We start from the raw sequence: 24,023 nt of genomic DNA on the forward strand, positions 1-24,023 counted from the left end.
ACGTCGGAGCTGTTTGTCCACACCTGTCCGCGAGGTGGATCTCACATCGCGAAGGCAGTGGTAGCGCCGCCGGTTGTCGAGGGGCGAGCGCGGCGCCCCGGTGGTCGAGGAGCGAGCGCAGCGAGCGTCACGAGTCCTCCCTGAGACTGTTACCGAACAGTTGGTCGAATGTAGAAGTTGCGTGTGGGGATAACCGCCTCTGACCTGTGGAAACACCCCAGGGCTGTCGGTGGCGGGTGCTTGGATTGATCCATGGCCACCGACGAGGACACCACCACCGCGCACCCCGTGCCGTGCGGTGTCCGCGCTCTTTCGGCCTCGGTGACGGCGTTGGCGGAGCGGCCCCTGTTCGCCCTGGACGCCGCCACCACCCGCGCCACCATCCAGGCACTGGCGGTGCTGGAAGCCAAGGTCGCCTCCTTCAAGCTCGCCGTGCTCGCCCACGCCGAGCAGGTCCAGGTCGGCGCCGAGACCGGCTGCACCTCCACCGGTGTCTGGGCAGCGAACGCCACCCGCTCGCAGAAGAACGTGTCCGCTGCCCAGGTCAGGTTGGCGACCGCACTCGAGACCCGGTGGACGAAGGTCCGTGACGCCCTCGCCGCCGGTGCTGTGAACGCCGACCAGGTCCGGGTCGTGGTCAACGCGTTGGAGGACCTCCCCGAGGACCTCGACGCGGGATTGGTGACACAAGCCGAGGAGGCGCTCGTCGCCTACGCCGTCGAGTTCGATCCCACCGAGCTGAGGCAGCTGGGTGCGCACATCCTGACCCTGATCGCACCGCAGGTCGGTGAGGAGGTCGACCGCAAGAGGCTGGAGGCAGCTGAGGCGAGGGCGGCGCAGAAGCGGCGGTTCACGTTGTCGTTCGACGGCCACGGGACCGCGCACGGTCGGTTCACCATCCCCGAGGTCCAGGGCAAGATGCTGCAGAAGCTGCTCCACGGCTTCGCGGCCCCCGGCCACGTGAACTGCACCCTCGATGAGTCCGGGCAGAAGCGGGAATGGGTCAAGGGCCGCCCGTCGGCGCAGAAGCTGGGTGAGGCGTTCTGCGAGCTGATCGAGAACTACCCCCGCACAAACGCCCCGAAGCTGGGACGCACCGACGGCACGTTCGTCACGACTACCACCTTCGACCTCCTCACCACCGCTTTGGGGACCGCGACGCTGGACGACGGGACCCCGATGACCGCCGCCCAGGCGATGCGCCTGGCGTGCGAGGCGCGGATTATCCCCGTCGTCCTGGGCGGCAACGGTGAGGTCCTGCACCAGGGACGGGCGCGTCGCCGGTTCACCGCGGCCCAGACCTACGCGATGCACGCTCGCGACAAGTCGTGCACCGCGAAGGGCTGTGACTGGCCGCCGGGTCTGTGTCACGCCCACCACGACACGTTGTTCTCCCAGGGCGGCCTGACCGACATCGAGGACGGGCGGCTGCTGTGTCCGCACCATCACGCCCGGGCCCACGACCCCGCCTACGACATGAAGGTCCACGCCGACAACAAGGTCACCTTCCACCGACGGACATAGACCGACCGGGTCTCGTGACGCTCGCTTCGCTCGCTCCTCGACAGCGGGCGGGGTCTCGTGACGCTCGCTGCGCTCGCTCCTCGACCACTGTGGCGCGCTCGTTCCTCGACCACGGTGTCGATGCGCGGATCGCATGCACCAGGTAGACGCGATTCACACATCGACCACCGCCCTGTCCGGAATCGTCATCTCGACGCGCCGCGAGCGTCATCTCGGCTGTCCGGGAGCGTCATCTCGGCGGGTGGGGGTCAGGAGGCGAGCAGGCGGTCGCATTCCGCGACCAGGCGCGCGCGGAGGGGTGCGCCGCGCTCGGCGAGCGCCGCCTGTGCGGCGGCGTACTCCCGCTTGCCGTCGGCGGTCTCGATCCGCACCGGCTCGAAGCCGAGGTCGGCGAGGTCGTACGGCGCGGCGCGCATGTCGAGCTGTCGCACGTCCCACGCCAGCTCGAAGCAGTCCGCGACCAGGTCGGAGCAGATCATCGGGCTGAGCCGGAAGGCGTGCTTGTAGAGGTCCATCCCGGCGTGCAGGCATCCCGGCTGCTCGAAGGCCGGCCGGTCGTCGGCGGCCGGCGACAGCGTGTTCAACGGTCGTGCGGGCGGGGTGAAGAAGCGGAACGCGTCGAAGTGCGTGCAGGTGATCCGGTGCTGCTCGACGACCGTGTCCGTGCCGGCCGTACCGAGCCGCAACGGCCAGTCCGCGTGCCGCGTCTCGTCGTCGGCGAGGCGGTAGACCATCGCCCACTCGTGCAGCCCGAAGCACCCGTACGACGCCGGTCGCGCCGCGGTCGCCGCGAGCAGCCGCCGCAGCGTGGTCAGCAGGACCTGCTGGCCCGTGACGTGCGCGTCGGTGACCCGCGCGCCGCCGTCGTCGGTCGCCTCGTATCCCTTCAGCCCGCCGTGGGAGGCGGCCCCGCCTGCGAGCACCGTGCCGTAGCCGGGGTGCCACCTCCGCAGCTGCGCGGGGCGCTGGGAGTAGTAGCCGAAGAGGAAGTCGTGCACCGGGTGCTTCACGCCGGCGTCGCGGCGGGCGAGGTGCGGCCCGACGTACGCCTCGATCCGCGCCTCGTGCGCAGCGGTCCGGGCTCGCCAGGTCGCTTCCTCCAGCACCCGCTCGCCCACACCGCCAGGCTAGACCCCGGCCGGACCCGGCTAGGGTCCCCAGGTGCGCATCGTCAGATTCACCACGGGCGGCGAGCCCTCCTACGGCGTCCTCACCGGCGAGCTCGACGAGTTCGGGCAGCCGGAGGAGGACGCGGTCGTGGTCGGCCTCGCCGGGGACCCGCTCTACGTCGGGATCAAGCTCCTCGACACCGAGCACCGCCTGGAGGACGTACGCCTGCTGGCGCCGGTCCTGCCGCGGAGCAAGGTGGTCGGGATCGGGCGCAACTACGCCGCCCACGCCGCCGAGCTTGGCCACGACCTGCCGACCGAGCCGCTGATGTTCCTCAAGCCGAACACCTCCGTGGTCGGCCCCGGCGACCCCGTCTACTACCCGCGCCAGACCAGCGACCTGCACTACGAGGGCGAGCTGGCGGTCGTGATCGGGCGGATCTGCCGCGACATCCCCGCCGAGCAGGCCACCGACGTGATCCACGGCTACACGATCGCCAACGACGTCACCGCCCGCGACCTCCAGCGCAGCGACGGCCAGTGGGCCCGGGCCAAGGGCATGGACTCCTTCTGCCCGCTCGGTCCCTGGGTCGAGACCGACCTCGACCCCGCCGTCTTCACCGAGGGGCTGAGGGTCCAGACGCACCTGAACGGCGACCTGAAGCAGGACGGCACGACGGCCGACATGATCTTCGACGTGCCGGCGCTCGTCGCGCACGTCTCCGCGGCGATGACGCTGCTGCCCGGTGACGTCATCCTCACCGGCACCCCCGAGGGCGTCGGCCCGATGGAGGTCGGTGACGAGGTCGAGGTCTCCATCGAGGGCCTCGGCACCCTGACGAACAAGGTGGTCCGCCGATGAGCACCCCCAGCACCCCCAGCGCCCCCGACCGGGTCCTCGGCGACCTCGCCCCGGAGCAGGTACGCGTCCGGTTCCCCCCGTCGCCGACCGGGTTCATCCACGTCGGCAACGTGCGCAGCGCGCTGTTCAACTGGGCCTTCGCGCGCCACTACGGCGGCACGCTGGTGCTGCGCATCGAGGACACCGACACCGCGCGCAACACCGAGGAGGGCTACGACTCCATCCTCGACTCGCTGCGCTGGCTCGGTCTGGACTGGGACGAGGGCCCGGAGGTCGGGGGCGACCACGGGCCGTACCGGCAGTCCGAGCGCCGCGAGGTCTACGCCGACGCCGCGGCCCGCCTCCGCGAGAGCGGCAAGGCCTACGACTGCTTCTGCACCACCGAGGAGGTCGACGCGCGACGCAAGGCCTCCGGCTCCAAGATGCAGGGCTACGACGGCTTCTGCCGCGACCTCGGCGCGGACGCCCGCGCCGCCTTCGAGGCCGAGGGGCGCCGGCCCACGCTGCGGCTGCGGATGCCCGACGCCCCGATCGTCTTCGACGACCTCGTGCGCGGCGAGATCACCTTCCTGCCCGAGAACGTGCCGGACTTCGCGCTGGTGCGCGCCAACGGCGACCCGCTCTACACCCTGGTCAACCCGCTCGACGACGCGCTGATGGGGATCACCCACGTGCTGCGCGGCGAGGACCTGCTCTCCAGCACCCCTCGCCAGATCGCGCTGCACGAGGCGCTGGTCGAGCTCGGCCTCGGCAGCGGCGTGCCCCGCTACGGCCACCTGCCGATCGTGATGGGGGAGGGCAACAAGCGGCTCTCCAAGCGTGACGCCGGCTCCGGGCTCACCGAGTACCTCGACCGCGGCTTCCTGCCGGCCGGGGTGCTCAACTACCTGGCCCTGCTCGGCTGGGGCATCGCCGCGGACCGCGACGTCTTCACCATGGAGGAGATGGTCGAGGCCTTCGACATCACCCGGGTGAACCCCAACCCGGCCCGCTTCGACCTCAAGAAGCTCGAGGCGATCAACGCCGCCCACATGCGCACGGTCCCGGTGGAGGAGATGACGCACCTGGTGGTGCCGTTCCTGCAGCGTGCCGGGGTCGTCTCCGAGCCGCTGTCGTCTGCCGACGCCCAGCTGCTCGAGCTGGCGATGCCGCTGGTCGCCGAGCGGATCAACACCCTGTCCGACGCCGTGGCGATGCTCGACTTCCTGTTCGTCGACGAGGCCGACTTCGTCCTGGACGAGAAGGACGCCGCCAAGCTCCTCGACGAGACGGGCACCGAGGTCGTGCAGGCCTCCCACGACGCCCTCGCCGCGCTGGACGAGTGGTCGACGGCGGCCATCCAGGACGCGCTGCAGCGCACCCTGGTCGAGGAGCGGGGGCTCAAGCCGCGGGTCGCCTTCGGGCCGGTCCGCGTCGCCGTCACGGGCCGTCGGGTCTCCCCGCCGCTCTTCGAGAGCCTCGAGCTCCTCGGCCGCGAGCGCGGGCTCGGCCGGCTGCGGGCGGCGGCCGACCGGACCACCTGAACCGGTCCGACAACGGGTCACCGGCGGCCTGGGATGCTGGGGCCATGAGCTCGACCCCGCCTCCGCCCGGGCCCCCGACCGGCCCCCCGCCCCACCCGTACGCCTACGGCACCGACCCCCAGGCGCCCCCGGGCCCGTACGCCGCCCCGTACGCCGCCCCCAACCCGTACGGCGGGCGGCCGATGGGTGCGCCCGCAGCCCCGGAGCAGCGGCCCAGCGAGGTGCCCTACCACCGGATCCACCGGATCGGTGCCTACGGTCGGCACGGCTGGTGGCGCGCCCTGGTCGGGGTGCTGCTGACCGTGGCCGGGATGCTGCTGGTGGTCCCCCTGGTCGTCCTGCTCGGCTTCGTGGTGTTCTTCCTGCTCACCGGAGGCGACGTCGCCGACCGGACGCTGGTCCTGGTGGACACCTCCGACGTCACGCCCCTGGGTCTGGCCTACCTCAACCTCAGCCTGGCCGGCTCGATCCTGGTGGCCTGGTTCGTGACGAGGGTGCTGCACGGGCTGCGACCGGGCTGGCTCAGCTCGGTGCGCCCACGGATCCGCTGGGGCTGGTTCGCGGTCAGCCTGGGCCTGTCGGTGGTCGCCCTGGTGGCCACGCTGGTGGTCTCCGCGCTGCTGCCGGCGCAGGCCGACGGGGCGACGGTCTCGACCGACCTCAACTCCTTCACCACGACCACCCGCGACTTCCTGCTCGTGGTGCTGCTGCTGACCCCGTTGCAGGCCGCGGGGGAGGAGTACGTGTTCCGCGGCTACCTCACCCAGGCGCTCGGCGGTGTCTTCGCGAACCCGAAGGTGGCGGTCGTCGTGGCGGTGCTGGTGCCGTCGCTGCTCTTCGCGCTGGCGCACGGCGCCCAGGACGCGCCGATCTTCTTCGACCGGTTCGCCTTCGGACTGGTCGCGGGTGTGCTGACCATCGCCACCGGCGGCCTCGAGGCCGCGATCGCGATGCACGTGCTGAACAACTTCCTGGCCTTCGGCCTGGCGCTGTCCTTCGGCGACATGAGCTCCGCGCTCAACCCGACCGGCGGCACCTGGTGGAGCATCCCCGTCACCCTGACGCAGTCGGTCACCTACACGGCACTGGCGATCTGGGTCGCGCGGGCCACCGGCGTGGCCACCCGTACGGCCCCCGGGGCGCCGTTCGCGCGGACCGGCGGGGCGCCCCAGGACGCCGACCGGGGGCCCGTTTTTGAGGGGACCGGACCCCGCGTGTAAGGTTCCCGACGGCTCGCAAGGCCGGGGTTGACCGCAAGGTCGGACCACGACGGGCTTGCGTTCCGGTGGGGTATGGTGTAATTGGCAGCACGACTGATTCTGGTTCAGTTAGTCTTGGTTCGAGTCCAGGTACCCCAGCGAGATCCACAGCGTCGCCCCAGGTGAGACCCGGTTTTGTTCCAACGGGCGGGGTTCGCTAAAGTTCTCTCGGTCGTCCAAGCCAGGCCGGCCAGGCACCACATCAGCATGTCAGGCCCCCGTTGTGTAGCGGCCTAGCACGCCGCCCTCTCACGGCGGTAGCGCCGGTTCGAATCCGGTCGGGGGTACAGCAGAGGAAGGGGCCCGGGTCACAGCGACCCGGGCCCCTTCGTCGTCCCTGGTGGGTTACTCGGTGTCGTAGGGGCAGTCGGCCTTGAACTGCTCCCACTCGGGCGACGTCGTGGCGTCCTCACCCTCGCCGAGGTAGCTGGCCGGCTTGCCCTCGAACCCGTAGACGGGGCCCACGGCGAGCAGCTTGTGACCGTCGCAGCTGGTGGACTCGTTGACCGAGACGCCCTCGCCCTCGCACCCGTTCAGGGACAGCTCCTCGTCGATCACCTCGCCGTTCGCGTAGTCCGAGCACGGCGGGGGGCCGGTGTACTCGCCCTCCTGGGCGGCGGGCGCGTCGTCGGAGCACCCTCCGAGAGCCATGGCCAGCACCGAGACACCGGCCGCAGCGGTCAACCTGATCCGAGTATTCATGCGGCGGAAGGTAGCAGCCGTGGCCGGCTCGTCGCGGTCGATTCCGCTCTCGTGGGGCCTGCGCTCGACGGCTGACCGGCTGCGCGCGCCGGTGCTGCGTGGTTACATGTGCCCGCCGGACGGGGGACGAGGGCTTGGGGTGCACATGGCGGAGCAGCAGCAGACGGCACTGCAGCGGTGGGGATCACAGAAGCGTCCGTGGTGGTTCTGGGTGCTGCTGGTCGTGGTGGTCGTGCCGCTGATCGGCCTCGGGCTCCTCTCGCTGCTGCAGATGGGCCAGAGTCCCGAGGATCTCCGGATCGAGCTCGACGCCCGCTACGTCGAGGAGATCGACATCGAGACCACCCCGGACGGATCCGGGGGTTACCGCGACGTCGTCGTGATCGATGGGGAGTCGCGCTACGACTGCTCGGAGAAGGACGGCTTCGTGACCTGCGACGACGAACCCCGGCCTACCGAGCAGTAGGGTCGGTCGGCCGACGGCCCCTCAGCCGCGGCAGCCCGTGTGCGGCCCGCCGGACCCGTCAGACGCTCGAGCTGTCACCGCCCTCGCGACGGTCGCGCACCGCCCTGACGGCCATGACGACGGCCCGCACGTCGTCACCGATGCTCTCGAGCAGCTCGTCGCGCCGACGGTCGGCCTCCCTGACCCGGCCCCTCGGCACGAACAGCGAGCACGGGATGCCGACGTGGAGGGCCACGACCAGCAGCGCGGTCCGCTCGTCCGGCACCGCCTCGCCCAGCAGCGCGCTGCGGATCCTGGCCACGACCTCCTCGCGGCCCGCGGTGGCGGTGGGGAGGAGGCGACGCCTGGGCAGGACGCCGAGCACCCGGTGCGTCTCGTCGACGAGCAGGCCCTGCCCGACCAGCTGCTCGATCAACCGCTCGTCGCTCGGCATGACCGACACGTAGCGGGCGAGCCTCTTCCCGAACCCGGCGGCTTCGAGGCTCTGCAGGGCCTCGTCGAGGACCGGGTCGCCGAGCGGGGTGGAGTCGCGGAGGGTGTAGCGGAGGGCCTTGCCGGTGCCGGAGACCGTGAACCTCCCCTCGTGGGCCAGCTCCAGCAGGACCGCGGCGGCGACCACGTACCTGGCGTTGCTGTTCCAGCGCCTGCCGGTGGCCGGGTTGATCGCCGCCAGCAGCGCCTGCCTGGCCAGAGGGGCCACGGTCCGGTCCAGGGGCGGGGAGTGGGCTGTGGTGGGCCTGTTCGTGGAGCCGAGAGCCCTGCGAAGTCGTGTCAGCACCGGTGAGCCACTCCCTGATCTCGTTGACGTCCGCAAGGGCGGAGGTACCTGCGCCGACCCGGTCTCGGGGCCGGCCGCCCGCTAGACCCCGGAGCTGTCGCCGCCACCGCTGTCGGTCCTGTCGCGTGCCGCCCTGACCCCCAGGATGAGCGCGCGGTCGGCGTCCCCGAGGCCGGCGAGGATCTCGTCGGCGCGTCGGTAGGCCTCGTCGACCCTGTCCTTCTCCACGAAGAGCTTGAGGTGCACCCCGATGGTGACGACCGAGACCAGCAGGGCGGTACGACGGTCCGGCACCGACTCCCCGAGGAGGGCGCTGCGCAGGCGCGCCACGATCTCGTCCCGCCCCGCCGCGGGCGTGATCTCGAGGACCCGGCTGGTGAAGACACCGAGCCTCGTGCGAGACCCCTCCAGGAGCACGCCCTGCCCGACCAGGCGCTCGACGACCTGCTCGGCGCCGGGCAGGAGCCACACCGTCCTGCTCACCTTCTGCTCGCCGCTGTCGATCGCGAGGCGGGAGAGCGCCTTGTCGAGCTCGGGGTCGCCGAGCGGCGAGGTGTCCGTCACGGTGATCCGTGTCTTCCTCCCCTCGCCGGACACCACGACCCGGCCCTCGCTCACCAGGTCCGCGAGGAGCGCGGCGGCGACCGTGTAGTCGGCGTTGACCCCCGGCTTGCCACTGCCGGGGTCGATCGCGGCCACGAGTGCCTCCAGCGCCAGGGAGCGGGTTGCGCGCTCGGGCGTTGGCTCGGGCGTGACCCGCCTCGCAGGTCCTGGCTCATCCGGGACACCGATGGCCTTGAGCAGACGCTCGAACACGGTGACCTCCTCTCTGCGGCTGGACGTGGTGACGGGATCCGATCAGCTCACGGCGGCGTCGAAGCCCGCTCCGACCCCGCTGCCGGCGGGTCCGGAGAAGCCGGTGGGCAGTGGCTTCGCCAGCCCACCGCCGAGAGCCTTGCCGCCGATCTTCCCGTAGTCGACGCCGGGCTTGTCATCCGTCACCTGCCGGAGGAGCTCCCCCGAGGCCTGGCCGGGGACCGTGTGGCCGAGCTTGATCGCCCCGGCCTGGAGGGTGCTCGTCATCGCGGCGTCGGCCTTGATGAGACCGGTCATCACCCGGCCCCTGCCCACGGCGGTGTCGAGGATCCTCTGCGACACCTCCTTCTTGGTCGCCTCGGCCACGGAGTCCCCGCGCTGGACGATGCCGCCGGTGAGGCCACCGGCGATCCCGCCCCCGATGGCCTGCCTCGACAGGGGATCGGCACCTCCGGCGACCTGGTAGGAGTAGCCCTCGGCCGTGCCGATGCCGGTGCGGACCGCGATCTTCGTCGACATCTGGGCGTTCTTGACCTTGTCCGCGTTGACGAGGACCTTGCTCGACAGACCGAGGCGACCACCGACGGTGAGGCCCTTGCTGGCCACGAAACCGGCGCCACCTGCCAGGCCGGACACCGCAGCCTGGGCGTAGTTCACCTCACCCTTGGTGGCCTTCTGGATGAGGACGTCCGCACCGGCGGAGAGCGCCATCGCGCCCAGGGGCCCACCGACGCCGGTGGCCATCAGGAGGACGCCTCCCGCGACGAGGACGCCGCCGATGATCCAGTCCTTGTTCTCCTCGACGAAGTCCCACGCCTCCTCGTACCAGGGCTTGTTCGCCGCCTGGAGGTCGGCCTCGGAGACCGGCTTGAGGCCGGTCGGGTCGAGGGCGTGCAGCGGGTCGTTGCCGGCGTAGGAGTAGGGGTTGCCTGACCATCCCGCGCCCGCCACCGGGTCGAGCGGGTCGACGGAGAGGAAGCCGCGGCTGGCGGCGTCGTAGACCCGCGCCCCCAGCCACTCGAGGCCCCCGATGGTGAGCTCGCCGCCGGGGCTGATCCCGACACCGTCCGGCATGCCCGGGGGCACCGGGCCGGTGCCCTGGGTGGCCACCGCCCACACGTCGGCGCCGTGGGAGCGCGACGTCCGCCAGCCGGGAGCCGCCCACCGGTCACCGATCCCGGTGAGGCCGCCCGCGGCCACCACCGGCGTGGCGCCGACCTGGACCAGCGACGGCGCGTACGGGTCCGCGCCGTCCCAGTACACCCGGACGTCGTCGACGGAGGCCAGCAGGCCCGAGGCGTCCACGTGCAGGCTGGTGCGGACGGCCTCACCGCCGGCCTCGTCGACGATGGAGGCGAGCCAGCCCGTGGGCGACCACTCCAGGTCGCGGGTCCGCCCGTCGGGGAGCTCCGTGCGCACCCGCCGTCCGACCGCGTCGTAGGCGTGGCGCGTGGTGCCCTCGGGTCCCACGACGGTCAGCAGCTGACCGGCCTCGTCGTAGGCGAGCTCGCGGCTCCCCTCGTCGCGCGACTCCGCGACGATGCGGCCGGCCAGGTCGTAGCGCCAGCGGACGCGCTGCTCACCGACGTGCGAGGCGACCAGCTGGCAGGCGTCGTCGTAGTCGAACGTGGTCGTCGCCTCGTCGTTCCCGACGCTGCGGATGCGTCCGTCCTCGGCGCGGTCGACCACGGTGCGGACCGCGCCCGCGGCGTCCGTCGCGGTGTGCGCGACCACGAAGCCGTCGGCGTACTCCCACGACTGGAGCAGGTCGCCGGCCGCGGCGGCGACCACGCGCCCCGCCGCGTCGCGCTCGAACGTCGCCCGGCCCAGCAGGGGGTGGTCCACCGCGGCGACGCGGCCCGCGGCGTCGTGGTCGTACCCGACGGTGCTGCCGTCGGGCAGCGTCATCGCGGTACGGCGGCCGGCGGCGTCGTACTGCCACGACAGGGTGGCCCCGTCGCGGGTCTCCTGCACGACCTGCCCGCGCCGGTTCCACGTGGTCGCGCGGCGGACGACCCGGCCGTCCGGGCGGGTGTGGTCGGTCACCTCGACGGACCTGGCCCGCGCGTCCCAGCGCTGGGAGCTGACGGGACGCCCGTCCACCTCGACGGCGACGACGCGGTGGGCGGCGTCGTAGGTCCACTCGATGCGACGGCCCGACGGGTCCTCCTGCCACACCTGGCGCCCGACGGCGTCGTACCCGGCCCGGGTCGTGCGGCCCAGGGGGTCCGTCTCGGCGACGCAGCGGCCCATGAGGTCGAACTCGCGGCGGGTGACGTGACCGAGCGCGTCGGTGAGGCGCACGGCGCGCCCACGGGCGTCGTAGTCGTAGCGCGTGACGCCACCGTTGCCGTTCGTGGCGGCGACCAGCTGTCCGGCGGCGTCGTAGGTGAAGCGGCGGAGCCCGGACACGCTGTCGCGGACCTCGACGACCCGTCCCGCGGCGTCGTAGCGCAGGCGGGAACCGCCGACGCCGGGGGTGGCGGTCGCGACCACCCGGTTGCACTCGTCGTAGTCGGTCCACCCGACCTCGCCGGTGGGGAAGGTGCACCGCACCGGCAGGCTGTCGGCGTTGTACTCGATGGTGGTGCGGGCACCCGCCGGGTCGACGACGGCGCTGCGCCGCCCGCAGGCGTCGTACTCGTAGCGGGTGACCCTGCCCGTCGGGTCGGTCACGGCGACCGGCCGGCCGGCCGGGTCACGCTCGACCCGGGTCAGCCCGCCCTCGGCGTCGAGGAACTCGACGGCGCGGCCACAGCGGTCGTAGGTGGCCAGCGCGACGGAGCCGTCGAGCTGCTCGGCGGACGTCGGCCGGCCGAGCGTGTCGAAGCGCTGGGTGACGCTGCCGAACGGGTCGGTGGTGACGACGGTGCCCTGGGCCTCGTCGGACCGCACGGCAGTCCAGTTGCCCAGGGGGTCCACCGACCCGACCTGGCTGCCGAGGACGTCGTACGTCTGCGTCCACGTGCGCCCGTCCGGCGTCGTGGTGGAGGTGAGCCGCGAGAGGGTGTCGTGCGTGAAGCGCCAGGTGCTGCCGTCGGGCAGCTCGACCGAGGCGAGGTTGCCGAGGTCGTCGAGCCGCTGCTCGACGGCGTGACCCAGCGGGTCGATCCGTCGCCGCTCCTCGCCGTCGGCGCCGTGCTCGATCGAGCTGCGGGCTCCGGTGGGGTCGACGACGGCACTCAGGCGTCCGCCGGCGGTGTGCTCGTAGTGCCAGGTCGCCCCGTCGGGGTCGCGCCGCCGGCACAACCCGGTCGGGCCGTAGGCGTAGGTGGTGCGGTGTCCACGAGGGGTGATGGCGGCGACGACGCGGCCGGAGCCGTCGCGCTCGAGGCGCGCGGTGTCGCCCGCCGAGTTCGCCGTCCAGACCAGGTCCCCGTGCTCGTCGTAGCCGAAGGAGAGCGCGACGCCGGTCGGGTCCGCCAGCCTGGTGAGCAGGCCCGCGTCCCACGCGAGCCGCGTCTCGCCGCCCTCGGGGTCGACCATCACCGACGGGTGACGCGAGGTTCCCTCGTAGGAGTAGCACGTCTCCGCGTGGTCGTCGGCGACCACCCGGACCACCCGGTCGAGGTCGTCGTACGCGAACTGCAGGTCGGCGCCCGAGGGGCGTACCTCCCGCACCGCGCGGCCCCGCTCGTCGAACTCGCGGACGGTCACCGAGCCGTCCCGCGCGGTGAGCAGCACCGCGTTGCCGTGCTGGTCGTAGCTCGTCGACTGCCGGTGGCCCTCCGAGTCGACCAGGCCGACCAGGCGCCCACGGCTGTCGTGGACCCAGGTATCGGCCCGGGTCCCGTCGGGGTCGGCGACCTGCGTCACGTGGCCGGGCAGGTAGGAGTAGCGGCTGGTCCGCCCGTGCGGCGAGCGCTGGGCGGTGACGCGGGCCCGGTCGTCGTAGGCGTTCTCGACCTCGACCACGCCGTCGGCGTCGATGACCGCCTCGACGAGCCCGGCCTCGTTCCACCGGTAGGTACGCGTCCCCCGGGCCCCGGTCGCAGCGACCAGGCGGCCCTCCTCGTAGGCGTAGGTCGTCCGGCGACCGTCGGAGGCCTCGGCGGCGACGACGCGGTCACCGTCCCAGGTGAGGACGACGTGGCGACCACGCTCGTGCTCGAGACGCGCCAGGCGGCCGTCCTCGTGGACGAAGGCCACCATCGTGCCCTCGCCGCGGTCGTGCGAGAGCGGGGCGCCGGTGCGGCTGAAGCGCCACGTGCCGCCGTCGTTGCCGGTGGCGCGCAGCTCGTCGGCGGCGGCGTCGCGCGCGAGCCACATCGATCCGCCGGTGGCCCGGTCCCAGCCCTCGCCGAGGCGCGGGAAGACGACGACCCGTCCGTCGGGGAGCGTGAGGTGGGCGGCCTCGTCGTCGAGGTGCAGCCGGGTCTCGGTCCAGCTCGACCAGCCGGGGCCGAAGGCGCCGGGGTGGTGGTGGAAGGAGTTGTACATGCGGGTCAGCGCCAGGGTGCCGCAGCCACCCGAGAAGGCCAGGTCGGTCTCGGGCTCCACGAAGTTGCCGGTCGCGGCGTTCACCGGGTCGTCCGAGTAGCCGGTGGTCGGGTTGATCCCGTAGAGGCGGGGCGAGGTCGGTGCGATGTCGAGGCGCGAGACGCTCACCCCCGCGGCCTGCAGGGAGGCGGCGATCGCGGCGTTGGACAGGGTCATCATCCCGCCGGACGTCTCGCTGCCGGCGCTCTCGAAGGCGTCGGCGACGGTGTTCACCCAGAGCTTGTCCTGGCGGTTGAGCTGGTTGAAGCTGCGCAGCGCCGCGTAGACCGCGGCCCCGTCGACCCCGGCGGGCTCCCCGGTGCCCCAGTCGAACCCGCTGGTGAAGTCGGCGTTCAGGCCCTCGAGCCGGCCCGGCCTGCCGTCCAACGCACTGAGGGCGCTCTCGACGCCGGTCACGAAGCCCCGCAGCGCGGCGGGACGGGCGGAGGAGGTGCCGGCGCTGTCGCCGCCGGCCCCCGGCGGGGGGTTCTCACGGGGCGTCGCCGAGGCCGACAGCGTCTTCGGGGCGGGCGGCGACTGCGGGCCCTCGGGTGGGGCCTCGTCGCCTCCGAGGTCGCCGAAGGTGATCTCGCTCTTGTCCTTGTCGCGCCGCTCCTTCCACTCGCGGGCCGCCTTGCGGCGCGCGTTCTCCTCCGGCACGACCGCGATGATGTGGCGGACCAGGAGGGCGACGTCGTCCAGCGCGACCGCGATCTCCTCGCCGTCGCCGTCGGCGGTGCCCTGGTTCTGCTCGAAGACCCGCGAGAACCGGCCCTCGAAGTCCTGCAGTGCGGTGGTCGTCAGCGTCCGGCGGGTGGTGGCCTGGTCGCGCAGGAGACGTGCGGCGTCCTCGCACGCGGCGGCCAGCCCGGTGGCGGCGCCGTCGTCCATCTCGACGTCGGGCAGCCCGCCCCAGCCGCTCGTGTCAACCACGGGGGTGCTCCCCGCGCGTCGCCTCGTGCGAACCGGTCCCGTACGTCCCCATGCCGTGCTCTCCCTCTGGTCGTGTCCCGAGCGTCGCCGCCGGGGCACAGTGTCACCCCTCGCCCGTGTGGCCGCTTCCCCTCACGCCGAAGTCGGTAGACCGGTCTGGACGGGCTCAGGCACAGAGGCCGGCGGCCAGGCGGGTGCCGGGTGCGTCCGGGCCGCTGCCCCCGGCGCCTCCCGGGCTCCCGGACGGCGTGCCGGTGGGGGTCCCGACGTCGTCGGCCGCGGTGAGGCTGCCCTCGGTCAGGCCGCCGCCGAGGGGGCGGTCGGCGCGGATGAGCTTCCACAGCCATCGTCGCCGCCGTCGTCTGGTTCGCGCAGCTCGGCGACAGCGTGCAGGACCGGCGGGTCGACCTCAACGCCCGCTACGAGGAGCAGATCGACATCACGGGCTACCCGGACGGGAGCGGTGGTCGTGACTACCGGATCGTGATCGACGGCACGACGCGCGACGACTGCTCGGAGGACGACGGTGTCCTGAACTGCGTCGACGACCCCCGACCCACCGAGCAGCTGAGGTCGGCGGGGCGGGAGCGCCCGCGGTCCCGAGCAGCCGCGGCGGCACGTATGCGGCCCGCCGGACCCGTCAGACGCTCGAGCCTCAGTCGCTCTGGTTGCGGTCGCGCACGGCGGCGACGGCGGAGACGATGGCCAGCCCGTCGTCCCCGATCCCGTTGACGATCTCCAGCCACCGGCGGTCGGCGTCCTTGGCCCGGTCCCTCGGCACGAAGAGCTTGCTCGGGGTGCCGAGGAGGAGCGCGGCGAGGAGCAGGGCCGTCCGGTCGTCGGGCACCGACTCACCGAGCAGCGCGGCCCGGACCCGGGCGACGACCTCGTCCCGGCCCGCGGCGGGAGTCGGGTCCAGCCGGCGGGTCGGGATGACCCCGAGCGTCCTGCCGGTCCCCTCGAGCAGCAGCCCCTCGGCGACCAGGCGCGTGGCGACCTGGTCGTCGCGGGGGAGGAGGATGACGTTCCGCGCCACCGTGCGCCCGACACCTCCGGCGTCGAGGCCACGCAGCGCGGAGTCGAGGTCGGGGTCCCCGAGCGGGGCCGAGTCGAGGACCCGGTAGCGGGCCTTCCTGCCCGCGCCCGCGACCGAGATCCTGCCCTCGTGCGCCAGCTCCAGCAGGACCGCGGCGGCGACCACGTACCTGGCGTTGTTGTTCCAGCGTTTGCCGGTGGCCGGGTTGATCGCGGCCAGCAGCGCCTGCCTGGCCAGGGGGACCACGGTGCGGTCCAGGGGCGGGGAGTGGGCCTCGGTGGGACGGTCCGTACCGCCCAAGGCCTTGCGCAACCGCTGCAGCACGTCGTTACCTCCGGGATCGGTCGGGACGGTCGGGGCGGTCGGCATACAGCAGCACGAAGGGCCGGGGTCACCCTGGACGCGGCCGGGGCGCCACGGGTCAGAGCGTCGTGCTGTCGGCGTTGCCGCTCACGACCGCAGCCTTGATCGCGGCGACGAGTCTCTGCTCGTGCTCCGGCAGGCCCTCCAGGATCTCCCGGGCGCGGCAGTCGGCCGCCTTGACGTGCTGCCGGCCGACCCAGTGCTTGAGGTTCGTGCTCGACAGCAGCACCACGACCAGCATCGCGGTCCGCTCATCGGGCACCGACTCGCCGAGCAGGGCGCTCCGCAGACGCCCCACGACCTCGTCCCGTCGCGCCGAGGGCGCGGGGTACCGGCGGGTGACGCTGAACATCCCGAGCTTCTGCTGCGACTCCTCCGTGACCTCGTCGGCGGCGACGAGGCGGTCGAGGACCTGGTCGGACGTGGGGAGGAGCTCGACCAGGCGGGACACCTTGTTCCCGAACACCCCGGTCTCGACGGCCAGCAGCGCGTCGTCCAGCTCGGCGTCGCCGAGGGGGGTGAGGTCCCGCACGGTGACGCGTGACTTCCTGCCGTCCCCCGAGACCTCGAGCCGTCCCTCCCGGACCAGCTCGAGCAGGAGCGCCCCGGGCACGGCGGCGCGACCGAACGGCATGAGCTTACCCTCCTCGGGGTCGAGCGCCGCGACCACCAGGTCACGCGCGACCGACGGGACTCCGCGCGGGGGTGCCGCGGTGAAGCTCTCCTCGGCGTCCTCGAGGGCCTCCCGTGCCTTGCGCAGCCGACCCAGCATCCGTGTACGTCCTCCTGCCGCGCTTCCCCGTCCGGCCGTGTCCCGAGCGTCGCCGCCGGCGGCCAGTGTCACCCCTCGTCCGGGTGGCTGCTTCCCCTCACGCCGAACTCGGTCGACCGGTCTGGACGGGCTCAGGCGCAGAGGCCGGCGGCCAGGCGGGCCGTGCGCTGGGCCTCGGACTGGCCCGGGTCGGACTCGGGGACCCGGGTGCCGGGTGCGTCCGGGCTGCCGCTGGGCCCTCCCGGGCTGCCGGACGGCGTGCCGGTGGGGGTCCCGACGTCGTCCGCGGCGGTGAGGCTGCCCTCGGCCAGGCCGCCGCCGAGGGGGCGGTCGGCGCGGATGAGCTTCCACAGCTGGTCGGCCTGGTCGGTCCAGACCAGGCGGTTGGGATCGGGCTCGTAGGCCGCGATCGGCACCGTGATGAAGCTGATGTCGGTCAGCCCGGTGTCGCGGAACTGCATCGACAGGTCGACCAGGCGCCCGATGGAGTCGAGGTCCTCGTCGACGACGATCGACGACGTCGCGGCGTCGAGGAAGTCGAAGACCCGGGTCGGGCGCGAGAGCGTGCCGGCGGAGACGACCTTGTTGACCATGGAGGCGATGAACGCCTGCTGCCGCTTCATCCGGCCGATGTCACCGGTGGCCGACAGCACGGTCCGCTCGCGGACGTAGTTGAGGGCCTGCTGGCCGGTCAGGGTCTGCACGCCGGCGTCGAAGTAGATGTCGTGCTCCGGGTCGACCACGTCCTCGGGGATGCACACCTCGACGCCCTTGACGGCCTCGACCATGTCCTTGAAGCCGTTGAAGTCGAGCACCATGTAGTGGTCGATGTAGACCCCCGTCAGCGACTCGACCATCTGCACGGTGCACTGCGGGCCGCCGAGCGCGAAGGCGGTGTTGAACATCTGCAGCTCGCCCCCGGGCACCATCCCGTCCTCGGTGCGGCAGTCGGGCCGCGTCACCAGCGCGTCCCGGGGCAGGCTCACGCCGTACGCCTCCTGCCGGTCGGCGGAGACGTGCAGCAGGATCGTGGTGTCCGACCCACCGCCGCCGGACTCGCCGTCGATCGAGTTGCCCTCGCCCTCGCGGGAGTCCGACCCCATCACCAGCACGTTCATCGGCTGCAGGTCGGCCTCCTCGTCCTCGGCCGGGGCCTGGACGAGGTGGTTGATCGCCTCGCCCTCGGCGATGTTGCCGTCGAGGCTGCGGTAGGCGAGCACGACGACGAGCGCGGTGACCATCGCGAGCACGACCTGGCTGGCCAGGATGACGGTCCACAGGCGCCGGCGGTGGTGCGGCGCGACGGGGGCGGCGGTGCCGGGGGACGCGGCGCTGGGGAGGGGGAAGCAGACGCGCCGGCACCGGCCGGCGTCCGCTCGTCGTCGACGGCCACGGCCCCAGTGTTGCCTATGGGCGGTGGGTCCCGGGGGCGCTTCGGCGCGTCGGGGTGCGACGGTGCAGGTCAGCGCCCCGTGCCGTCGTGTCCGAATCCCGCCAGCCAGGGTGGGGAGGGGGCGGGCAGGATGGGTGCGTGACCACCACGGACGAGCCTCCCGCAGCGCCCGACGGGCTGGACCCGCAGGCCTGCTACCGGGTGGTGGAGTCGCGCGACCCCCGGTTCGACGGGGTGTTCTGGACCGCCGTGCGCACGACCGGGATCTACTGCCGCCCGTCCTGCCCGGCGCGGACGCCGGCGGCACGCAACGTGACCTTCCACGCGAGCGCGGCGGCGGCGCAGGCGGCGGGCTACCGCGCCTGCCGGCGCTGCCGTCCCGACGCCTCTCCTGGGAGCCCGGACTGGGACGTCGCCGCGACCACGGCCGGTCGGGCCATGCGGCTGATCGCCGACGGGGTGGTCGACCGGGAGGGCGTGCCCGGGCTGGCCGGACGGCTCGGCTACACCCCCCGCCACCTGACCCGCCTGCTCGGCGACGAGCTCGGGGCCGGGCCCCTGGCGCTGGCCCGGGCGCGGCGCGCGCAGACCGCGCGGACCCTGGTCGAGCGCACCGACCTCCCGCTGACCGACGTCGCGCACGCCGCCGGCTTCGCCAGCGTGCGGCAGTTCAACCAGACCGTGCTGGACGTCTACGCAGCGACCCCCGGCGAGCTGCGCTCACGCCGCGGACGCACGGTTCCGGGTGGCGGGCGCGGGGCGGTGCGTGAGGACCTGGACCCGCCCGGTGCGCTGACGCTGAGGCTGCCGGTGCGCACCCCCTTCGCCGGCCGCGAGCTGCTGGGCTTCCTGGCCTACCACGTGGTCCCGGGGGTCGAGACCGCCGGACCGGGCTGGTACGCCCGCACCCTCGACCTGCCCCACGCCCCCGGGACGGTCCGTGTCCTGCTCGACGACCCGGACCCCGGCCCGGGCACGGCGACCGTCGAGGCCGTCTTCGGTCTCGGCGACCTGCGCGACCTGCCCGCCGCGGTGGAACGCGTCCGCCGGATGCTCGACGCCGACGCCGACCCCGCGGTGGTCGACCGCCACCTCGGCGAGGACGACGTGCTCGCGCCCCTGGTCGCGGCCCGCCCGGGGTTGCGCGTGCCCGGACAGGTCGACGGTGACGAGACCGCGGTCCGCACCGTGGTCGGCCAGCAGGTCAGCGTGGTCGGGGCGCGCACCGTGACCGCACGGATGGTGCAGGCGCACGGGCGCGCGGTGACCACGGGCGTTCCGGGCCTGACGCACCTGTTCCCGCGGGCCGACGTGCTGGCGGCGGTCGACCCGGAGACGCTGCCGATGCCGCGCGCCCGGGGCCGGGCGCTGGTCGGGCTGTGCGCCGCGCTCGCCGAGGGGCGGGTCCGGCTCGACCGGGGCGTCGCCCGCGCGGACACCCGGGCGGCGATGCTGGCGCTGAAGGGCATCGGGCCCTGGACGGCCGACTACGTCGCGATGCGCGCCCTCGGCGACCCGGACGTCTTCCTGCCGACCGACATCGGCGTGCGCAACGCCCTGAGCGGGCTCGGGCAGGACCCCGCGACCCTCCTGCCGCAGGTCACCGGTGACGGCGGCCGCTGGGCGCCGTGGCGCTCGACCGCGCTGATGCACCTGTGGGCCACCGTCATCCCGGCCCTGCCCGACCCCGACCGCGACCCCGACCGACCCGAGGAGACCTGACATGTGGACCGTGACCGACAGCCCGGTCGGACCGCTGCGGCTCGTGGAGCACCACGGCGCGCTGACCCACGTCGAGTTCGCCCCCCACGGCCCGGCCGCCGACGGCCGCCCCCGCGGGACCGAGGACGACCAGGTGCCCGTGCTGGTGGAGGCCGCCGCACAGCTGGCGGCGTACTTCGCCGGCGACCTGAAGGACTTCGACCTCCCCCTGGACCCCGGCGGCACGCCGTTCCAGCAACGCGTCTGGGAGGCGCTGCGCGGGATCGGCTGGGGCGAGACCGCGACCTACGGCGCGGTGGCGGTGCGGCTCGGGATGACCCCGGCGGCGTCGCGGGCCGTCGGCCTCGCGAACGGGCGCAACCCGATCCCGATCGTGGTTCCGTGCCACCGCGTGATCGGCGCCAACGGCACCCTCACCGGGTACGCCGGGGGCCTGGAGCGCAAGCAGGTCCTCCTCGACCTGGAGACCCACGCCTTGTTCTGACCCGCCGAGATGACGCTCGCGGACAGCCGAGATGACGCTCGCGGCGCGTCGAGGTGACGGTTGCGGCGCTCAGGAGCCGGCCGCGGCGGCCCGCCGCAGCGACTCCGAGAGCCGCTCGGCGGCGGCGAGCACCGCGGGGGCGTGCATCCGGCCGGGCTGGCGCGAGAGCCGCTCGAGCGGGCCCGAGACCGACACCGCCGCGATCACCTTGCCGCCGGGGGACCGGACGGGCGCCGAGACCGAGGCGACGCCCTGCTCGCGCTCGCCCACCGACTGCGCCCACCCGCGCCGGCGGATGCCCGAGAGGGCGGCGGCGGAGAACGCCGCCTCCTGCAGGCCCCGGTGCACACGGTCGGGGTCCTCCCAGGCCAGCAGGACCTGGGCCGCCGAGCCGGCCCGCATCGTCAGCTGCGAGCCGATCGGGATGGTGTCGCGCAGTCCGGAGGGCCGCTCGGCGGCGGCCACGCAGATCCGTGCCTCGCCCTGGCGCCGCCAGAGCTGGGCCGACTCGCCGGTGATGTCGCGCAGCCGGGCCAGGACCGGACCTGCGGTCGCCAGGAGGCGGTCCTCGCCCGCGGCGGCCGACAGCTCGGCGAGGCGGGGGCCGAGCACGAAGCGACCCTGCAGGTCACGGGCGACCAGACGGTGGTGCTCGAGGGCCACGGCCAGGCGGTGCGCGGTCGGCCGGGCGAGGCCGGTGCCGGCCACCAGGCCGGCCAGCGTCGCCGGGCCCGACTCCAGCGCGGTCAGCACGAGCGCGGCCTTGTCGAGCACGCCGACGCCACTGGATGTGTCCATATGGCAATACTGCCGTCTCACTTCCTGGGACGCAAGTACTACGATGTCCCGGTACCGGGCCGCCCCACGGCCCATCCCGCGACACAGCACGAGGAGCACCCATGGGCAGGACACTGGCCGAGAAGGTCTGGGACGAGCACGTCGTCCGCGCGACCCCCGGGGAGCCCGACCTCCTCTACATCGACCTCCACCTCATCCACGAGGTGACCTCGCCGCAGGCCTTCGACGGCCTGCGCCTGGCCGGTCGTACGGTCCGCCGCCCCGACCTCACCATCGCCACCGAGGACCACAACGTCCCGACGGTCGACTGGGACAAGCCGATCGCCGACCCCGTCTCCCGCACCCAGGTCGAGACGCTGCGCCGCAACTGCGCGGAGTTCGGCGTGCGCCTGCACCCGCTCGGCGACGTCGAGCAGGGCATCGTGCACGTGGTCGGCCCGCAGCTCGGCCTGACCCAGCCGGGGATGACGATCGTGTGCGGCGACTCCCACACCTCCACCCACGGCGCCTTCGGCGCGCTGGCCTTCGGCATCGGCACCAGCGAGGTCGAGCACGTCCTGGCCACCCAGACCCTCCCGCAGGCCCGTCCGAGGACGATGGCGGTCACCGTCAACGGCAGCCTGCCGGCCGGCGTCACCGCCAAGGACCTCGTGCTGACCCTGATCACCCACACCGGGACCGGTGGCGGCCAGGGCTACGTCGTGGAGTACCGCGGGTCGGCCATCGAGGAGCTCTCGATGGAGGCGCGGATGACGATCTGCAACATGTCCATCGAGTGGGGCGCCAAGGCCGGGATGGTCGCACCCGACCAGACCACCTTCGACTACATCGAGGGCCGCCCCGAGGCGCCGACGGGTGCCGACTGGGACGCGGCGGTCGAGCACTGGACCAGCCTGCGCACCGACGACGACGCGGAGTTCGACGAGGAGATCGTCCTCGACGCCTCCGTCATGACCCCGTTCGTCACCTGGGGCACCAACCCCGGCCAGGGCGTGCCGCTCGGCGGGAGCGTGCCGTTCCCCGGTGACTTCGAGGAGGAGGGCGACCGCGTCGCCGCCGAGAACGCGCTGCGATACATGGCCCTGGAGGCCGGCACCCCGATGCGCGAGGTCGCGGTCGACACCGTCTTCATCGGCTCCTGCACCAACGGGCGCATCGAGGACCTCCGCCTCGCCGCGAGCATCATCGAGGGCCGCACCGTCGACGCCGACACCCGCCTCCTGGTCGTCCCGGGTTCGGCCCGGGTCCGGCTGCAGGCCGAGGACGAGGGCCTCGACGTGGTCTTCAAGCAGGCCGGCGCCGAGTGGCGCGGCGCGGGCTGCTCGATGTGCCTGGGCATGAACCCCGACACCCTCGCCCCGGGCGAGCGCAGCGCCTCGACCTCCAACCGCAACTTCGAGGGCCGGCAGGGCAAGGGCGGTCGTACGCACCTGGTCTCGATCCCGGTCGCGGCGGCCACCGCCGTGCGCGGCACCCTCTCCTCACCCGCCGACCTGGACTGATCGGAGCCCCTGATGGACGCGTTCACCTCGCACACCGGCGTCGGCGTGCCGCTGCGCCGCAGCAACGTCGACACCGACCAGATCATCCCGGCCGTCTACCTCAAGCGGGTCACGCGCACCGGCTTCGAGGACGGCCTGTTCGCCGCCTGGCGCGGCGACGCCTCCTTCGTGCTCAACCAGCCGGCGTACGCCGCCGGGTCGGTCCTCGTCGCCGGTCCCGACTTCGGTACGGGGTCCTCGCGCGAGCACGCCGTGTGGGCGCTGCAGAACTACGGCTTCCGCGCCGTGATCTCCTCGCGCTTCGCCGACATCTTCCGCGGCAACTCCGGCAAGGCCGGGCTGGTCGCCGCCCAGGTCGACGAGAAGGTCGTCCAGCGGTTGTGGGACCTGCTCGAGGCCGAGCCGGGCGCCACGATCACCGTCGACCTGGAGTCGCGCACGGTGCGTGCCGGGGAGGGCCCCGACGCCGTCGAGGACTCCTTCGACATCGACGACTACACGCGTTGGCGCCTGCTCGAGGGGCTCGACGACGTCAGCATCACGCTGACCCACGACGAGGACATCTCCGCCTTCGAGTCCGGCCGCCCGGTCTGGAAGCCCGCCCTGACCTGACCCGGCCCACTCACCGCAGCGCGAGCTGGGTGCACCACGGCTCGAAGCCCAGCCCCTCGGCGACGGCGAGCGAGGCCCGGTTGTCGCTGCGGGCCCGCCACCGGGCCAGGCCGTGGTGACGCACGGCGTACGCCGCCGCGTGCCGGCCGACCCGGGCGCCCAGGCCCTGGCCGCGCCACGACGGCGCGACCAGCACCCCCACGTCACGCGGGGCGCCGTCGAAGGGCGTGAGGTTCGCCGCCGCGACGACCGTGCCCGCGACCACCACCGCGAAGCAGTGGTCGGTGAGCGGGTCGACGTCCCGGAACCCGGACTCGCCCCACGCGCCCGGCCCCACGCGGTCACGCAGGTCGGTGAGGTCGCGGGGGTCCCAACGACGCACCTCCGGGCTCCCGGCCGCCAGTGGTGCCGGCGGTGCGCCGGTCGGGTCGTGGTCCAGGTAGGCGTGCACCGAGGGGCCGACCACCCGCAGCCGCCGCTCCCGCGCCAGGGTGCGCCAGGCCGAGGGCTCCGTACGCCGCCGGGCGTCGTCGAGGAGGTCGTCCTCGGGCTCCTGGGCCCCGGGTGGCAGGGACACGTGGAGGCCGCCTCCCGCGGACCAGACCACCCACCAGCCGCCGTAGACCGAGAGCGGGCTCGTGGGGGAGTGCGGACGGACCGTGGTGCCGCACCACAGCTCGTCGTCGGGCACACCGAGCACCCGGGACCACCACCGCTCGACCGAGCGCACCGACCTCTCGCGCACCCCGGCACCGTAGCCCCGGCTCGTCGCACCGGCGGGTCCTCCCTCCCACCGCCGCCGGCGCCCGCCGAGGCGGTGAGCCGACAAGGACGGTCCCTCGGGTCGTTGTGGAGCGGCCCCGCACATCCCTAGGTTGCACGGGACGCCG

19 protein-coding genes and 2 tRNA genes are annotated in these 24,023 nt (G+C 73.4%); 11 read left to right on the plus strand and 10 right to left on the minus strand.

The annotated features are described in order from the left end of the window. Window positions 1-252: 252 nt before the first annotated feature. Window positions 253-1,524, plus strand: coding sequence for an HNH endonuclease signature motif containing protein (locus ENKNEFLB_RS06585; protein ID WP_214058464.1), 1,272 nt, complete (start codon window positions 253-255; stop codon window positions 1,522-1,524). A 248-nt stretch (window positions 1,525-1,772) separates the two neighbouring features. Here ENKNEFLB_RS06585 and ENKNEFLB_RS06590 read toward each other — a convergent pair whose 3' ends face one another. Further along, complete coding sequence (locus ENKNEFLB_RS06590; RefSeq protein WP_246535877.1) at window positions 1,773-2,642, minus strand: 3-methyladenine DNA glycosylase; 870 nt, start codon at window positions 2,640-2,642, stop codon at window positions 1,773-1,775. A 43-nt stretch (window positions 2,643-2,685) separates the two neighbouring features. On the opposite strand from ENKNEFLB_RS06590, the gene ENKNEFLB_RS06595 reads away from it, so the two are divergent. The 5 genes from ENKNEFLB_RS06595 to ENKNEFLB_RS06615 all read left to right on the plus strand — a co-directional run bounded on the left by ENKNEFLB_RS06595 (window position 2,686) and on the right by ENKNEFLB_RS06615 (window position 6,564). Then, window positions 2,686-3,495, plus strand: coding sequence for a fumarylacetoacetate hydrolase family protein (locus tag ENKNEFLB_RS06595; RefSeq protein WP_214058465.1), 810 nt, complete (start codon window positions 2,686-2,688; stop codon window positions 3,493-3,495). Further along, a complete protein-coding gene (gltX, locus tag ENKNEFLB_RS06600; RefSeq protein ID WP_214058466.1) occupies window positions 3,492-5,018 on the plus strand; it encodes a glutamate--tRNA ligase in 1,527 nt (508 codons plus the stop codon). The genes ENKNEFLB_RS06595 and gltX overlap by 4 nt, the downstream gene beginning before the upstream one ends. A 44-nt stretch (window positions 5,019-5,062) precedes the next feature. Next, window positions 5,063-6,238 (plus strand): CPBP family intramembrane glutamic endopeptidase, encoded by a 1,176-nt coding sequence (locus tag ENKNEFLB_RS06605; RefSeq protein WP_246535878.1) that lies wholly within the window; start codon window positions 5,063-5,065, stop codon window positions 6,236-6,238. Window positions 6,239-6,304: 66 nt separating this feature from the next. Then, window positions 6,305-6,376: transfer RNA gene (locus tag ENKNEFLB_RS06610), tRNA-Gln, on the plus strand. A gap of 115 nt (window positions 6,377-6,491) precedes the next feature. Continuing rightward, window positions 6,492-6,564, plus strand: a tRNA-Glu gene (locus ENKNEFLB_RS06615). Between the two features lie 58 nt (window positions 6,565-6,622). Here the strand turns inward: ENKNEFLB_RS06615 and ENKNEFLB_RS06620 are convergent. Then, on the minus strand, window positions 6,623-6,928 hold the full coding sequence (locus ENKNEFLB_RS06620; protein WP_214058467.1) for a hypothetical protein: 306 nt from the start codon (window positions 6,926-6,928) through the stop codon (window positions 6,623-6,625). Here ENKNEFLB_RS06620 and ENKNEFLB_RS06625 point away from each other — a divergent pair. Further along, window positions 6,927-7,445: a hypothetical protein gene (locus ENKNEFLB_RS06625; protein WP_214058468.1), complete on the plus strand. Its 519-nt coding sequence runs from the start codon at window positions 6,927-6,929 to the stop codon at window positions 7,443-7,445. The two genes, ENKNEFLB_RS06620 and ENKNEFLB_RS06625, sit on opposite strands and share 2 nt — an antisense overlap. Before the next feature lie 58 nt (window positions 7,446-7,503). Here ENKNEFLB_RS06625 and ENKNEFLB_RS06630 read toward each other — a convergent pair whose 3' ends face one another. The 6 genes from ENKNEFLB_RS06630 to ENKNEFLB_RS06655 form a co-directional block, all read right to left on the minus strand. Then, entirely contained in the window at window positions 7,504-8,145 is a 642-nt protein-coding gene (locus ENKNEFLB_RS06630; protein WP_214058469.1) for a GOLPH3/VPS74 family protein, read from the minus strand. 159 nt (window positions 8,146-8,304) lie between these two features. Beyond that, a complete protein-coding gene (locus tag ENKNEFLB_RS06635; RefSeq protein WP_214058470.1) occupies window positions 8,305-9,039 on the minus strand; it encodes a GOLPH3/VPS74 family protein in 735 nt (244 codons plus the stop codon). Between the two features lie 42 nt (window positions 9,040-9,081). Next, on the minus strand, window positions 9,082-14,451 hold the full coding sequence (locus tag ENKNEFLB_RS06640) for a DUF6531 domain-containing protein (protein WP_214058471.1): 5,370 nt from the start codon (window positions 14,449-14,451) through the stop codon (window positions 9,082-9,084). A gap of 655 nt (window positions 14,452-15,106) precedes the next feature. Next, entirely contained in the window at window positions 15,107-15,856 is a 750-nt protein-coding gene (locus ENKNEFLB_RS06645; RefSeq protein WP_214058472.1) for a GOLPH3/VPS74 family protein, read from the minus strand. Window positions 15,857-15,908: 52 nt separating this feature from the next. After that, window positions 15,909-16,622, minus strand: coding sequence for a GOLPH3/VPS74 family protein (locus ENKNEFLB_RS06650; RefSeq protein WP_214058473.1), 714 nt, complete (start codon window positions 16,620-16,622; stop codon window positions 15,909-15,911). Window positions 16,623-16,753: 131 nt separating this feature from the next. Next, window positions 16,754-17,863: an LCP family protein gene (locus ENKNEFLB_RS06655; protein WP_246535984.1), complete on the minus strand. Its 1,110-nt coding sequence runs from the start codon at window positions 17,861-17,863 to the stop codon at window positions 16,754-16,756. Window positions 17,864-18,153: 290 nt separating this feature from the next. On the opposite strand from ENKNEFLB_RS06655, the gene ENKNEFLB_RS06660 reads away from it, so the two are divergent. Both ENKNEFLB_RS06660 and ENKNEFLB_RS06665 read left to right on the plus strand, forming a co-directional pair. Continuing rightward, window positions 18,154-19,737 (plus strand): AlkA N-terminal domain-containing protein, encoded by a 1,584-nt coding sequence (locus tag ENKNEFLB_RS06660; RefSeq protein ID WP_246535879.1) that lies wholly within the window; start codon window positions 18,154-18,156, stop codon window positions 19,735-19,737. Window position 19,738: 1 nt separating this feature from the next. Continuing rightward, complete coding sequence (locus ENKNEFLB_RS06665; RefSeq protein ID WP_214058475.1) at window positions 19,739-20,221, plus strand: methylated-DNA--[protein]-cysteine S-methyltransferase; 483 nt, start codon at window positions 19,739-19,741, stop codon at window positions 20,219-20,221. A 69-nt stretch (window positions 20,222-20,290) separates the two neighbouring features. Here the strand turns inward: ENKNEFLB_RS06665 and ENKNEFLB_RS06670 are convergent, their stop codons facing one another. Then, entirely contained in the window at window positions 20,291-21,019 is a 729-nt protein-coding gene (locus ENKNEFLB_RS06670) for an IclR family transcriptional regulator (protein WP_214058476.1), read from the minus strand. Window positions 21,020-21,120: 101 nt separating this feature from the next. On the opposite strand from ENKNEFLB_RS06670, the gene leuC reads away from it, so the two are divergent. Together leuC and leuD are read left to right on the plus strand one after the other, a co-directional pair. After that, entirely contained in the window at window positions 21,121-22,521 is a 1,401-nt protein-coding gene (leuC, locus tag ENKNEFLB_RS06675) for a 3-isopropylmalate dehydratase large subunit (protein ID WP_214058477.1), read from the plus strand. 12 nt (window positions 22,522-22,533) lie between these two features. Next, entirely contained in the window at window positions 22,534-23,133 is a 600-nt protein-coding gene (gene leuD, locus ENKNEFLB_RS06680; protein ID WP_214058478.1) for a 3-isopropylmalate dehydratase small subunit, read from the plus strand. A 10-nt stretch (window positions 23,134-23,143) separates the two neighbouring features. Here leuD and ENKNEFLB_RS06685 read toward each other — a convergent pair whose 3' ends face one another. After that, window positions 23,144-23,878, minus strand: coding sequence for a GNAT family N-acetyltransferase (locus tag ENKNEFLB_RS06685; RefSeq protein WP_214058479.1), 735 nt, complete (start codon window positions 23,876-23,878; stop codon window positions 23,144-23,146). Between the last annotated feature and the right edge of the window lie 145 nt (window positions 23,879-24,023).

The sequence above is a fragment of the Nocardioides aquaticus genome, from assembly GCF_018459925.1.
GTDB lineage: Bacteria > Actinomycetota > Actinomycetes > Propionibacteriales > Nocardioidaceae > Nocardioides > Nocardioides aquaticus.

Coding starts and splice junctions, on each gene's coding strand:
- ENKNEFLB_RS06585 (WP_214058464.1), top strand. CDS start 253: ATGGCCACCGACGAGGACACCACCACCGCGCACCCCGTGCCGTGCGGT.
- gltX (WP_214058466.1), top strand. CDS start 3,492: ATGAGCACCCCCAGCACCCCCAGCGCCCCCGACCGGGTCCTCGGCGAC.
- ENKNEFLB_RS06605 (WP_246535878.1), top strand. CDS start 5,063: ATGAGCTCGACCCCGCCTCCGCCCGGGCCCCCGACCGGCCCCCCGCCC.
- ENKNEFLB_RS06625 (WP_214058468.1), top strand. CDS start 6,927: ATGGCCAGCACCGAGACACCGGCCGCAGCGGTCAACCTGATCCGAGTA.
- ENKNEFLB_RS06620 (WP_214058467.1), bottom strand. CDS start 6,928: ATGGCTCTCGGAGGGTGCTCCGACGACGCGCCCGCCGCCCAGGAGGGC.
- ENKNEFLB_RS06645 (WP_214058472.1), bottom strand. CDS start 15,856: ATGCCGACCGCCCCGACCGTCCCGACCGATCCCGGAGGTAACGACGTG.
- ENKNEFLB_RS06650 (WP_214058473.1), bottom strand. CDS start 16,622: ATGCTGGGTCGGCTGCGCAAGGCACGGGAGGCCCTCGAGGACGCCGAG.
- ENKNEFLB_RS06655 (WP_246535984.1), bottom strand. CDS start 17,863: ATGGTCACCGCGCTCGTCGTCGTGCTCGCCTACCGCAGCCTCGACGGC.
- ENKNEFLB_RS06665 (WP_214058475.1), top strand. CDS start 19,739: ATGTGGACCGTGACCGACAGCCCGGTCGGACCGCTGCGGCTCGTGGAG.
- ENKNEFLB_RS06670 (WP_214058476.1), bottom strand. CDS start 21,019: ATGGACACATCCAGTGGCGTCGGCGTGCTCGACAAGGCCGCGCTCGTG.
- leuC (WP_214058477.1), top strand. CDS start 21,121: ATGGGCAGGACACTGGCCGAGAAGGTCTGGGACGAGCACGTCGTCCGC.
- leuD (WP_214058478.1), top strand. CDS start 22,534: ATGGACGCGTTCACCTCGCACACCGGCGTCGGCGTGCCGCTGCGCCGC.